The sequence below is a fragment of the Myxococcus hansupus genome, assembly GCF_000280925.3.
GTDB classification, from domain to species: domain Bacteria; phylum Myxococcota; class Myxococcia; order Myxococcales; family Myxococcaceae; genus Myxococcus; species Myxococcus hansupus.
On record NZ_CP012109.1, the window covers coordinates 5,899,522 to 5,911,239 of the forward strand.

The 11,718-nt window shown below is 69.8% G+C and carries 12 protein-coding genes; 4 read left to right on the forward strand and 8 right to left on the reverse strand.

All coding sequences use genetic code 11. From position 1 onward, the window contains the following. Nucleotides 1–60: 60 nt before the first annotated feature. Both A176_RS22850 and A176_RS22855 read right to left on the reverse strand, forming a co-directional pair. Nucleotides 61–288 (reverse strand): hypothetical protein, encoded by a 228-nt coding sequence (locus A176_RS22850; protein WP_002637204.1) that lies wholly within the window; start codon nt 286–288, stop codon nt 61–63. 111 nt (nt 289–399) lie between these two features. Further along, nucleotides 400–1,413: a zinc-dependent alcohol dehydrogenase family protein gene (locus tag A176_RS22855; protein WP_002637205.1), complete on the reverse strand. Its 1,014-nt coding sequence runs from the start codon at nt 1,411–1,413 to the stop codon at nt 400–402. Nucleotides 1,414–1,466: 53 nt separating this feature from the next. Between A176_RS22855 and A176_RS22860 the strand changes: the two genes are divergently transcribed. Continuing rightward, nucleotides 1,467–2,471 carry a multiheme c-type cytochrome gene (locus A176_RS22860; RefSeq protein ID WP_002637206.1) on the forward strand — a complete coding sequence of 335 codons (1,005 nt, stop codon included), beginning with the start codon at nt 1,467–1,469 and terminating at the stop codon, nt 2,469–2,471. Then, a complete protein-coding gene (locus tag A176_RS22865; RefSeq protein ID WP_002637207.1) occupies nt 2,468–3,994 on the forward strand; it encodes an NADase-type glycan-binding domain-containing protein in 1,527 nt (508 codons plus the stop codon). Before A176_RS22860 ends, A176_RS22865 begins: the two co-directional genes overlap by 4 nt. Here A176_RS22865 and A176_RS22870 read toward each other — a convergent pair. Next, complete coding sequence (locus A176_RS22870) at nt 3,970–4,470, reverse strand: PIN domain-containing protein (protein ID WP_021781485.1); 501 nt, start codon at nt 4,468–4,470, stop codon at nt 3,970–3,972. The genes A176_RS22865 and A176_RS22870 overlap by 25 nt on opposite strands. A gap of 104 nt (nt 4,471–4,574) precedes the next feature. On the opposite strand from A176_RS22870, the gene A176_RS22875 reads away from it, so the two are divergent. Next, entirely contained in the window at nt 4,575–5,834 is a 1,260-nt protein-coding gene (locus A176_RS22875; RefSeq protein ID WP_002637209.1) for a DEAD/DEAH box helicase, read from the forward strand. A 3-nt stretch (nt 5,835–5,837) separates the two neighbouring features. Here the strand turns inward: A176_RS22875 and A176_RS22880 are convergent, their stop codons facing one another. Beyond that, entirely contained in the window at nt 5,838–6,530 is a 693-nt protein-coding gene (locus tag A176_RS22880; RefSeq protein WP_002637210.1) for a TetR/AcrR family transcriptional regulator C-terminal domain-containing protein, read from the reverse strand. Between the two features lie 97 nt (nt 6,531–6,627). Between A176_RS22880 and A176_RS22885 the strand changes: the two genes are divergently transcribed. Continuing rightward, entirely contained in the window at nt 6,628–7,350 is a 723-nt protein-coding gene (locus tag A176_RS22885) for an NAD(P)-dependent oxidoreductase (protein ID WP_002637211.1), read from the forward strand. Nucleotides 7,351–7,382: 32 nt separating this feature from the next. Here A176_RS22885 and A176_RS22890 read toward each other — a convergent pair whose 3' ends face one another. From A176_RS22890 to A176_RS22905, 4 genes are all read right to left on the reverse strand, one after another. Then, complete coding sequence (locus A176_RS22890; RefSeq protein WP_002637212.1) at nt 7,383–8,264, reverse strand: alpha-ketoglutarate-dependent dioxygenase AlkB; 882 nt, start codon at nt 8,262–8,264, stop codon at nt 7,383–7,385. Nucleotides 8,265–8,358: 94 nt separating this feature from the next. Then, entirely contained in the window at nt 8,359–10,206 is a 1,848-nt protein-coding gene (locus A176_RS22895; RefSeq protein WP_002637213.1) for a penicillin-insensitive murein endopeptidase, read from the reverse strand. Nucleotides 10,207–10,478: 272 nt separating this feature from the next. After that, nucleotides 10,479–11,198: a purine-nucleoside phosphorylase gene (gene deoD, locus A176_RS22900; RefSeq protein WP_044890679.1), complete on the reverse strand. Its 720-nt coding sequence runs from the start codon at nt 11,196–11,198 to the stop codon at nt 10,479–10,481. Nucleotides 11,199–11,254: 56 nt separating this feature from the next. After that, on the reverse strand, nt 11,255–11,626 hold the full coding sequence (locus tag A176_RS22905) for an energy transducer TonB (RefSeq protein ID WP_002637215.1): 372 nt from the start codon (nt 11,624–11,626) through the stop codon (nt 11,255–11,257). Between the last annotated feature and the right edge of the window lie 92 nt (nt 11,627–11,718).

Below are 11,718 nucleotides of genomic sequence, written 5' to 3' on the forward strand. Positions count from 1 at the left end.
CGGCGAGAACCGCATCACGGGGTCAGGCGCAGCACTCCGCTGCACCTGACCCTTTCGCACTCAGCGCCCGGGCTTCGGACGAGGACCCGCGACAGGTGCCTTCGCCGGTGGCGCCTTCTCGGGAGGCTTGGGCCGCGTGGGCGCGGGCTGGGGCGAAGGACGCTTGTTCGGGTCGTGCCCTTCCCAAGCCTTGTCCACCACCGCCTTGGCCCCCTCCTTGATGACGTCGTACGCGACGCCGCCGCCAATGATCTTGCCGATCTCTACAATGACCTTCCCTGCGCTCATGTGGACTCCCCCTCTGTCGCTGAAGCGACACTGAAACAATACACCTGTATTCACACTTGGTGAACAGGGGGGAAGCACAAACAGATGTGTCGCAATCGGTCACAGGGGGGCTCAAACCACCCGGATGACCACCTTTCCGAAGTGCGCCCCACTCTTCAGGTGTTCGAAGGCGGCACGCGCTTCGTCGAAGGCGAAGACCCGGTCCACGACGGGCCGGACCTGATGTTGGGTGAAGGCCCGGTTGAGCGCCTCGAACCCCTGACGGTGCCCCACGAAGATGCCCTGCACCCGCAGGTTCTGCATCAGGATGGACGTCAATGGCACCGCCCCGGCACCGCCACTGAGCACCCCAATCACAGACACCGTGCCCCCGGGGCGCACCGCGCGCAGTGACTTCTCGAAGGTCCCCGCGCCGCCCACCTCCACCACGTGGTCCACGCCCATGCCGCCGGTCAGCGCACGCGCCGCCTTGTCCCAGTCAGGCGTCGTCACGTAGTTGATGGTCTCATGCGCCCCCAGGCTCCGGGCCCGCGCGAGTTTGTCATCACGGCTGGAGGTGATGATGATGCGCGCCCCCGTCATGCGGGCAATCTGCAGCGCGAAGATGGACACGCCTCCCGTCCCCTGAAGCAGCACGGTATCGCCCGCCTTGAGCGCGCCATGCGTGACGAGCGCGCTCCACGCGGTCACAGCCGCGCACGGGAGCGTCGCCGCCTCTTCGTCGGAGAGATACGCGGGCGTGGGCACCGCGCCGTCCTCGTGCAGCAGCACCGTGTCCGCGAGCGCACCGTCCAGCGGGCCGCCCAGCGTGCTCACCTGCGCGGCGCGATTGGGCTCCCCCGCGCTCCAGGCCTGCGAGAAGAGACCCATCACCCGGTCGCCGGACTTCACGCGCGTCACACCCGGCCCTACCGCGTCCACCACGCCCGCCGCATCCGAGTTGGGGATGAGCGGCAACTTCTGACGCGGGTTGTAACGCCCCTCCACCATCATCAGGTCCCGCGAGTTGAGGCTCGTCGCCTTCACTCGCACCCGCACCTGCATGGGGCCCGGCACCGGGTCCGGCCGTTCGACGCGCACCAGTTTGTCCAACCCGAACCCTGCTTGAATCTCATAGGCATGCATGGCCAGGAGTTGTACCGCGCCCCCTCGAATCACGCCTACAGTGCGGGTTCACCGTGTCCGTGCTCGTCCTCCTCACCTGTTCGCTGCTGGCCACAGCCCCCACGGCGCGCTTCCCCCAGGGCACCGCGCCCATGGAGGCGGGGCCCGCCCCCCATGGCCTGCCAGACTGGAGCGTCCAGCGCTGCACGGAGTGCCATGCCGCCCAGGTGGAGTCCTGGCAACACAGTGGCCACGCCAACGCCCGCGTGGATGACGTCTTCCAGGTGGCGTTGACCGAGGACCGGCCCGGCTGGTGCGTGCAATGTCATGCACCCTTCGCGCGAAACCTGGAGCGAGGTCCGCTCCCCAAGGGCAGTCCTCCGGAGGAGCACGGCGTCACCTGCGCGGGATGCCATGCCCCCCTGGGCGACGACGCGAAGGCCGCGGGCATGCCCTGCGCGGGCTGTCATCAGTTCGGCTTCCCCGTGTTGACGAGCGCCGGCCAACGGGTGCGGCTGTCGTCCACCCAGCTTCAACAAGACACCGTGGGGGAATGGCGCCGCTGGAAGACTCAGCGAGGCGATGCGCGGCATTGCACCGCCTGCCACATGCCCCAGGGAGACCACGGCTTCGGCGGCACGCGGCGCACCGAGTCCCTCAAGGCCGCGCTCCGCGTGGAGCAAGCCGGCGCGTCGCTCCGCGTCTCCACGCGCGAGGTGGGCCATGCCTTCCCCACCGGCGACGTCATGCGCTGGGTGAGCGTGGAGGTCTCCGACGAGCCCCTCTTCGAGGCGCCGCGCACCGTCGCCACGTTTGGCCGCAAGCTGGAGGTCCGCGTGTGGCCCCACGAGCCCCTGCCCCACCTGGGCGCGGTGGAAGACACCCGCCTGCTGCCGGGGGAGGTCCGCAAGGTGCCGCTGCCCACGGCGGCGCGGTACGCGCGCGTCGTCTATCACCTCGTGTCCCATGAGCAGGAGACCTCGGGGCTCTACCCCGCGGGCTTGTCACAACTGGTGCTGTGGGCCTCGCCGCTCCAACCCTTTCCGCCGTTACACACCCCGAAGGAACGCAAGCCATGATTCTCCTGTCGCTCCTCCTCGCCGCGGCGCCCCCCGTCATGCTGGAGCCGGATGCGGGCTCGGCCAACCGGCTGCATCCCCGTCGCGTGACGTCCTCCTCGTTCCTGGAGAATGGCTGGAACAAACACGAGCAGAACTATCTGCCCCTCTACGTCGCGGATGACGACCCGACCACCGCCTGGGTGGAAGGCGCCAAGGGCCGGGGCGAAGGCGAGGCCCTGGAGTGGTGGGGCCCGGAGCTCACCCGCGCCAAGACGTACCGCCTGTTCATCCGCAACGGCTTCCAGAAGTCGGAGAAGCTCTTCCGCGCCAATGCCCGTCCGCGCAAGGTGAAGCTGGAGCCGCTCGTCCAAGGCGAGACGGGGGCCCAGGTCACGGGCACCGCGCTGGAGACGGAGCTGAAGGACGTGCTCGGCTGGCAGGAAGTCCGCCTGCCCGTTCCGAACAAGGTCCACGGCGTGCGGCTCACGCTCGCCTCCACGTATCCGGGCACGACGTACGACGACACCTGCATCAGCGACCTGCGGGTGTACGTGGAGGGCGAAGACCCCTACAAGCCGGAGGCCGAGGCCGCGGCCTTCGAGCAGGTGCGTGCCTTCGCGCTGGAGCGGAAGCAGTCCGCCGCCCGCAGCGGCAATGAATCCAAGATGGAGTGGGCGCCCCGCTACACGGTGGAGACGCTGCTCTCGCGGGACATCTCCGATGACGAGGAGGAACGGGGACTGACCTACGCCGTCCGCCACATCGCCACCGTCCCTGAGATGCCGGGCTACAAGTCGGCGCTCGAGCGCGCGAAGAAGGCGGCCGAGCTGTTCGATCGCGCGAGCCTCGACTACCAGGGACAGGAGTCCGAAGCGCGCGCGAAGTGGACCCGCGTCAAGCCGATGCAGCTCCGGTCCCAGACGGCGTCAGCGAGAACAGCCCTCTCCGCCATGGAGAGCGACGGCATCGTGCGCATCGCCGGCATGCTCCACCAGGGAGACGTGTCCTTCTTCGAGGCGGATGCCAGCCAGGCGAAGATGAAGGCGGCCCTGAAGAAGGCGAGCAAGGCACAAGCCCAGCAGGCCAAGTCCTGCATCAGCACTTGCGAGAAGCGCCGGAAAGCGGAGGGCAAGAACGAGGACGCCTACGACTGTGACTGCGAGGGCGAGTGCCTGGGCTGCGGCGACCCCGCCCTCCCCGTGGACGAGCTCCTCAAACACCAGCTCACCGGGGGTGACTTCCTCCAAGGCTCACTCGCCAAGCCCACCGCGTTCCTGCGTGGCAAGTCCGAGCTCTCCGGGAGCCGGGAGTCCTGGTACGCCTTCCGCCAGACGCTCGTCACCTACGTGGGCGAGAAAGCGGATGTCGTCATCACCAACGACCACCAGGACATCATGATGGAAGGCACCGTCTCCTTGCGCATCCACGTCATCGACTGGGGCGAGAAGAACGGCAAGGCCAGCCCGAGGGCCATCACCAGCTTCCTCGTCTCCGACCAGCGGGTCCTGGTCCTGCGCTACAGCCCCGCGTCCAAGGCCTGACCAACCCCTCGGGGTGGCATGCGCCGCACCGCTTGCCGGGGCGTGAGGATGATGAACGGCAAGCCCGCTCGGTCCGCCATGGAGAGCACCCGCTTGTCCTTGCTCACCAGCCACGCGGCTCCGGCGCGCGCGGCCAGGTGCAGGAACTTCTGGTCATCCCGGTCCTTGCACCGGGGCAGCGCCAGCTCGGGTGCACCGCCTGGCCCGGGCGCCATGCGAACCAGGGCGCGGTAGCGCTCGAAGGCGGCGGTGCGCGCAGGCGCTGCCAGTCCGGGCTGGAAGTTCCGGGAGGCCAGCACGTAGCCCAGCTCGGCCAGCGTCTCCTCGTCCGTCCAGGCGGTGAGCGCGCCGGATTCCAGCGCCGCGCCCAGCGGGCGGGTGTGCGGGTCGTCGAACACGTACAGGTCCAGGACCACGTTGGTGTCGAGCACCACGGGCAGTGACCTATCGGACGGAGGCGTGGCAACAGAGGGCATCGGGCGTTCCAAGCCGGACCATCATGCCCTCGGCGCCCACGGGAAGCACGGCGCCGTGTCGAGGCCCTTTCCCACCAGGCCCGCCAACGTGGTACCCCGGGGCCGTGAGCAACTCCTTCGAACAGCTCGGCCTCTCGCGGGAGACGCTCGGCGCCCTCCGGCGGGCACGTTTCACGCAGCCCACGCCCATCCAGCAGCAAGCCATCCCTCCAGCGCTCGCCGGCAAGGACGTCATTGGCTGCGCGGCCACCGGGACGGGGAAGACGGCCGCGTATGTCGTCCCCCTGGTGGAGCGCCTCGCGGGGAAGAAGGGCACGGTCGCGCTGGTGCTCGCGCCCACGCGGGAGCTGGTGCAGCAGATCGCCGAGCCCGTGCGCTTCTTCGCCGAGCCGCGCCGCCTCACGCACACCGCCGTCATTGGCGGCGAGGACATGGGACGGCAGGTCGAGGAGCTCAAGAAGTACCCCTCCTTCGTCGTCGCCACCCCGGGCCGGCTGGTGGACTTGATGGAGAACGCCTCCGTCACCTTCCCCAAGCTGGAGGCGCTCGTCCTCGACGAGGCGGACCGGATGCTCGACATGGGCTTCCTGCCGCAGTTGGAGCGCATCTTCTCCCTCCTCCCCCGGCGAAAGCAGACGCTGCTGTTCTCCGCGACGCTCGGGCCCGACGTCAGCCGCTTCGCCCGGAGCCGGCTGTACAACCCGGTCCGCCTGGAGGTCACCCGCAGCGGCACGCCCGCGGAGCGCGCCGAGCAGCGCCTGTACTTCCTCCGTCCCGAGGAGAAGACGCCGCTGCTGCTCACGCTCCTGGCCCAGGACTCGAAGACGGCGCTGGTGTTCACCCGAGCGAAGGAGCGCGCGGACAAGGTGCAGCGGGCGCTCCAGCGCGCGGGGCACCGGACCGGGGTGCTGCACTCGGACCGCACGCAGAACCAGCGCAAGCAGGCGATGGAGGGCTTTCGCGATGGCACCTATCGCTGCCTCGTCGCCACGGACATCGCGGCGCGCGGGCTCGATGTCGAGGACGTGGGCCACGTCATCAACTACGACCTGCCCCACGCGCCCGAGGACTACGTGCACCGCATCGGCCGCACCGCGCGCGCCGCGGCCAGCGGCATCGCCTCCACCTTCGCCATCACGCGCGAGGGCCAGGTCATCACGCGCATCGAGCACGTGATGCGCGCGGAGATTCCCCGCGTCCCCGTGCCGCGTGAGGACCCCGTCTTCAAGGAGGCGTGGGAGCACTTCCTCGCGGCCCAGAAGGACCCGGGGCCTCCGCAGAAGGACCACGGCCAGTCGAAGCGCGCTCCGGAACAGGCCCCCGGCCGGCATGCCCGTTCGCACGGCAAGCGCCGGCCCGAGTAGCCCTCAGCGAGGTGACCCTCCCCGGACCTCGTCGGGGCGAAGCGCGTCGAGGATGAGCGTCAGGCCAAACTCGAACTCGTCCGCGTAGCGGTAACCCGGCTGGAGCGCGTGCTGCATCATCAGCTCCGTGAGGTGCGGGTAGGCGTCGGTCGGGTTGTCGCGCAGGATTCCCGTCGCGACTTCATCGAGCTCGGCGGAGTCCTCGAACGGCAGGCTCTGCTCCTGGAGCACGAAGCCGTAGAGATAGCTGTCGATGACCGAGAAGGCATGCGCGGCCATCACGACGGAGAATCCACCCGCGCGAAGGACGCCCAGCACCGCGTTGTGGTGCCGCAACGTCGCCGGGCCGGGCTGACTGCGCGAATCCATCAGGCCCAGGGCCCAGGGGTGGCGCCGGAGCACGGCGCGAACGGAGGCGGCGCGGTTGCGCATGGACTCCTTCCAGCCCCCGGTCGACACCGGTAGCTCAATCTCCTCGAACACCACGTCGACCAGCCCGTCGAGGATGGCCTCCCGGTCCGCCACGTGGTTGTAGAGCGACATCGCCTCGACGCCCAACCGCGCGGCGATGGCACGCATGGTGACGCCCGCTTCGCCCTTCTCGTCCGCCAATGCCAGGGCGGCGGCGACCACGCGCTCCTTGCTGAGCGGCGCCCGCTTCGCTCTCGAACTCTTGCCGGTGTTGCGCTCGCGCATGGTGTCACTGCCCGTCGCTGCTTGACGTACTTACGGCGTAAGCATAGCGTCACTTACGGCGTAAGTTCAAACGGATACGCGCGACAGGAGCGGGAACATGAGCACGCAGCCCATGCGGAAGGTCTGCATCGTTGGCGCCTCGGGAAAACTGGGGCTGTACATGGTTCGCCAGGCACTGGACCGCGGCTACGAAGTCGTCGGCGTGTGCCGCGAACGCAGTGTCCCGAAACTCGCGGCGTTCGCGGACCGCATCACCATCATCCCCGGGCCCACCAATGACAGGGAGGTCATCCAGAAAGCGGTCGCCGGATGTGATGGCGTGCTGACGGTGCTGGTTCCCTGGGGCGTGCAGCAGTACTCGTCAGGCACGGCGCAGGCGGTGATGGACTACGCCGCCCCCGACGCGCGCCTCGTGTTCTCGTGCGGCTGGCACATCACCCGGGACGGGAAGGACCAGTACCACTGGCTGTTCACGTCCGTCATCCGGGTCGTCTCCTGGGTGGCCCGCGCCGTCCGCTTCGCGGAGGTCGAGGACCAAATCGAGGCATGCCGGCGCATCTTCGCCAGTGGCCGGCGGTGGACCGTCGTTCGCGGCAGTGACCTCGAAGAAGGCGAAAGCCAGGGCCTGCCCGTGTGGAGGCGCCACGTTGGAGACCCCGCGCTCAAGAGCAACATGACCCGGCGCGTGGACTTCGCGATGTTCATGGTGGAGGCGCTCACCGACGACTCGCTCATCCAGGAGGCGCCGGCGCTCGTCGGGCGTCTCACCCCCAGCGCGCAGGCCCACGTGGGGAATGCGTCCGCGCCCGCGGGCGCATGACGTCCCCCTGAGTTCCGAATGCGCCCGACGTGTCAGCCCGGAGAGACGGTGGGCTCTCGCGCCACGGCATCGCGGAAGAAGGCACTGCCCTTCGCGAGCTGCGCCATGTACGGCCGCACGTCTTCGCGCGCCTCGGGAGACAGCGCGGCGAACGGGATGACGTGCTCGTCCGGCACATAGCGGAACGTGAGGTTGATGCGGCGGGTCCGGAAGTCCGGCAGCTCCGGAGCCAGCGTCTTGCCGGTGCGCGTATCCACCCGCTGCACACGGTGGAACGTCTGTTCCTTCCAGCGCGCGCCGCCGAAGAGCTGGAGCGAGCCATCATCCAGCCACTGCTCCAGCACCACCGCGTCGCGCTCGCCCGGACGTGAGGAGGTGACGAACTGGATGAGCGCGCGCTCGCCAAAGGACAGCGAGGCCACGGGGCCGGGCTCGAAGTCCTTGTGCTCGCCCACGCGCGCGGTGTCCACCCAACGGCCGTCCTCCAGACGGCTGCCGTAGAAGTTCACCAGGCACGTGTTGAGGTGCCAGCGCGCGGGCATGTCCGGCCCCCGGTACATCCGCCGCGCCAGCTCCTCGATTTTCGTCACCTGGCGCTGGAGCACCGCGGGGAACGGCTCGGCCTGCACGCACCGGTTCAGCACGCCCTTGGGCGGGTGGTAGTAGTCGAGACACGCGAACTGCCAGTTCCCGAGCCAGTACACCGGCCGCAACAGCCGCCGCTGGGACTGCCCCGGGGGTGGCGGGAAGTGCTTGGAGTAACGCTCCTCCCAGAGGGGATGGAGCGCCGCGAGCCAGCTCAGGGCCTCCGCCCGGTCGGCGGCGGACATGAAGCTCGCGTTGTAGTGGTGGCCAGGGGAGCGCTGGCGGGCCTTGTGGGCCAGCGAGCGGCCCCGATTCGGGGGGAACGCCATGGGCAGCCCCGTGCCTACCACACTCCGGAACGAACGAGCCCCGTGTCGCCGCGAGGGTAACACGGGGCCCGAGGCCGCACGGTGGGCGGAGGGGTCAGCGTCCGTGGCTGACGCCCGCGGCGCCCTGCTCCGACTCGCGCGCCGGAGCGGCCGTGGGCTTCGCGGCGGGCTCGGAGGCAGCCGACTTCACGTCCTGGGCCTGCGGGGTGGTTGCACCGGAACCCTGCTGCACGTCCGAGGCCCCCTGCGTCGCGGCGGCGGGGACCACCGTCGAAGCCACATTCACGGCGGCGGCGGGCTTCACGGGCGCCGCGACATCTCGCACGGAGCCGGAAGCCGGCGCCACGGAGGCACTTCCCACAGCGGGCACGACCTCCAGCGAGGCGCCGCCCGAAGCCGGCTTCACGCCAGCGACGCCCTTCTCAGCGGACGCCGTGGGGAGAACCGACGCGGCCGCTCCCACGGAGGCGCTGCCCACGGCGGGCACGACGTCCCGCGCGGAACTCGCGGCAGGCACCACCGTGCCAGCCGCCACCTGCGCCGTGCTGGACGCAGGCGTCACCTCGGCTGCCACGTGGCCACCGGAGGCGGGGAGCACGGACGCGGCCGCTCGCACAGAGGCACTGCCCACCATCGGAGCGGCCTGCGGCCCAGCGCCAGAGGCCACGTTGCCAGCAGGCGCCGCGGGCATCCCGGACGCGGCCGCTTCGACGGAAGCCACGCCCACCGACGGCGCGGCGGCCTTCGCGGGCTCCTCGGAAGCCGGCCGGGCGCAATCATTCTCCGGCGCCTTGGATGCGGCGGCCACCAGCGCGGGCGCCACCTCGTTGGGCGGCAGGCGGCGGGTCGGCAACACGAACTGCGGCGGCACCGGGCAGTGCGTGCAGGGCCCCCGCAGCGGCACGGACAACCGGTTCCCCGCGCGGAGGAAGTTGTTCTTCATCCGGTTCGCCTTCTTGATCATCGCGACGGACGACCCGTACCGGAGCGCGATGCCGCCCAGCGTGTCGCCATTCCGGATGCGGTGCGTGGTGACGTTGTGCTCCGGCTGGAGCGCCAGGAACGGCTGCACGCGGCGGCCCAGCTCCTGGGCCCTCGGATTGTGGAAGCGGATGTGGAAGTGGTCGCGGTGCCCACGGGCGTGGCGGACCATGCCCATGGGGCCGTCATTGAAAATCGAATCCAGCCACGCCTTGTCCTCGCCCGCGCGGACCGCGTAGTCGTAGATGACCTTCCGCACGCGGCGGTCGACGAGAATCATCTGCACATCCGTCTTGATGAGCAGCGAGCGGATGAGCGCCCAGTTCAACCCCACGTCGATGACGTGCTCACGCGCGCGGGTCCGGATGGGATCCACCGTCGGGTAGTAGAAGCCCACGTCCACATCGCGGCCGTTCTGGTGGCTCTTGTGAGGGCGCATGTAGCCGCCCTCCTTGTGGCTGATGCCATTGACGCGGAGCGGGGGCGCGCTCGGGAAGCGCGCGCGCACGTCACGGATGGCCTCGGTCAGGTAGTCAATCGTCTCCTCGGTGGCCCAAGCCCCCGCGGGCATGACGACAATCCAGTCATCCCCCTGCGGGAACTGCCGGGCGTTCACCAGCCGGCCGCTGTGCGCGAAGCCCACGGCCATGGACCCCAGGGAGGCAATCTCGTCCTTCCACCGCCGCGCCAGCTCCTCGTCGGAAATCTCCGAGCTGTAGACCGGACCTTGCGGAACAGGGCCCTCGACCACCGCGTCCGGCGTCTCCTTCTCGCCGTCGTCACCCTCGCCCTCGGCCAGCTCCTCTTCGTCGGACTCCAGGTCCTCGGCGCTGACCGCGCAACCCTCGTTGGCGGGCGTGGATGCGGACTCGGCGGCGGCCGTCTCCACCGCCACCGGCGCGGCCTCGGCGGGTGCCGGCGAGGGGGCCGTCACTTCGGGCGACGGCTCGGCGGCGGCCACCGGGACGGAGTCCTGGGCACGCACAGCGGCGGCCGGCGCAGTGCCAGCGTGAGGGGATACGCGCGCGGCACAGCCGGCGCAGACGAGCAGGAGCCAGATTGGGTAACGCACCGGGGCGGAGGATGGCCCGGAATCCTGCTGGGCACAAAGCACCGTCCCGGATTTCTGGCCACCCCCCAAGCCCGGAAGCGCTCCGAGAGCGGCCCTCCCGCACCTTCAGCGCGAACAGGCCTGTACCGCACCTGCTCGCCTGCTTGCTTGAAGGCGGTGAATTACGGCGCGGGCTCGGCGACCGCGACGTCCAGGGCGAGCTCGATCATCTCGTCGAACGTGGTCTGCCGCTCCTGGGGCGAGAGCTTCTCGCCGGTGATGATGTGGTCCGACACGGTGAGCAGGCCCAGGGCCCGGGCGCCGGACTCGGCGGCCACGCCGTAGAGCCCCGCGACCTCCATCTCCACGGCCAGGACGCCCATGCGCGCCAGCGTGGCGTTGAGCTGCTCCTGCGGGTGGTAGAAGAGGTCGGAGGTGAAGACAGGCCCGGCGCGAACGGACTTGTTGCGCCGCTCCGCCGCCTCCATCGCGCGGCGCGCGAGCGTGAAGTCCGCCACCGCGGCGAAGTCATGCCCCATCAGCCGCATCCGGTTCACGTTCGAATCCGTCCCCGCGCCCGTGGCGATGATGACGTCCCGGACCTTCACGTCCGTGCTCAACGCGCCACAGCTCCCCACGCGGATGAGCACGCGGGCGCCGTACGTCCGGACGAGCTCGGTGGCGTAGATGGAGAGGGAGGGAATCCCCATGCCGTGCCCCATCACCGACAGCCGGCGGCCCCGGAACGTCCCGGTGTAGCCGAGCATGTTGCGCACGGAGGTGACCTCACGGACGCCCTCCAGGAAGCGCTCGGAGATGTAACGGGCCCGGAGCGGATCGCCGGGCATGAGAACCACGTCAGCGAAGTCACCAGGGGCTGCGGAGATATGAGGAGTCGCCATGGGCGCACCATATACCGCGTGCTCGCCCGGGAGCGCCCTCCCCATTCGTCACCGCGCTACGGGCTGGCGACCCAGGCCACGTGGAAGTGGGCATCCAGCGTGGCCAGCGGAAAGCTCTCGGGCAGCGGAGGAAAAGGCGCGGCCTTCTTCACCGCCGACAGCGCGGCGGCATCCCAGGCCTTGGAGCCGGACTCGATGGCGATGTCCGTCGAGACGAGCTTGCCGTCTCGGCCAATCACGGCGCGGACCACCGTCTTCTTGCCCACGGCCGGCCGGGCCTTGGCCCCGGGCTGCCGCCACTTCCCCGCGACGCGCGAATAGACCTTCTGTTGATACGCCGCGTCGGTGAGGTCTTGCTGGAAGAAGGCCTGGAGCTGCGGGCTGCCCGCGGCGGCCAGGGCCACGGGCGCCAGCGCCAGAACGAGCACGGCGGCGAGGGCCAGGCGGCCCTTTCGGAACAGGGTTTCCAGAGGCGTCTCCTCGTCAAGAAGCGGCCAATGTTAGTCCGCCACCGTGTTGC

What these genes read in the sequence shown, in the direction of transcription:
- A176_RS22850 (WP_002637204.1), bottom strand. Translation starts at nt 288, where the DNA reads ATGAGCGCAGGGAAGGTCATTGTAGAGATCGGCAAGATCATTGGCGGC.
- A176_RS22855 (WP_002637205.1), bottom strand. Translation starts at nt 1,413, where the DNA reads ATGCATGCCTATGAGATTCAAGCAGGGTTCGGGTTGGACAAACTGGTG.
- A176_RS22865 (WP_002637207.1), top strand. Translation starts at nt 2,468, where the DNA reads ATGATTCTCCTGTCGCTCCTCCTCGCCGCGGCGCCCCCCGTCATGCTG.
- A176_RS22870 (WP_021781485.1), bottom strand. Translation starts at nt 4,470, where the DNA reads ATGCCCTCTGTTGCCACGCCTCCGTCCGATAGGTCACTGCCCGTGGTG.
- A176_RS22880 (WP_002637210.1), bottom strand. Translation starts at nt 6,530, where the DNA reads ATGCGCGAGCGCAACACCGGCAAGAGTTCGAGAGCGAAGCGGGCGCCG.
- A176_RS22885 (WP_002637211.1), top strand. Translation starts at nt 6,628, where the DNA reads ATGAGCACGCAGCCCATGCGGAAGGTCTGCATCGTTGGCGCCTCGGGA.
- A176_RS22890 (WP_002637212.1), bottom strand. Translation starts at nt 8,264, where the DNA reads ATGGCGTTCCCCCCGAATCGGGGCCGCTCGCTGGCCCACAAGGCCCGC.
- deoD (WP_044890679.1), bottom strand. Translation starts at nt 11,198, where the DNA reads ATGGCGACTCCTCATATCTCCGCAGCCCCTGGTGACTTCGCTGACGTG.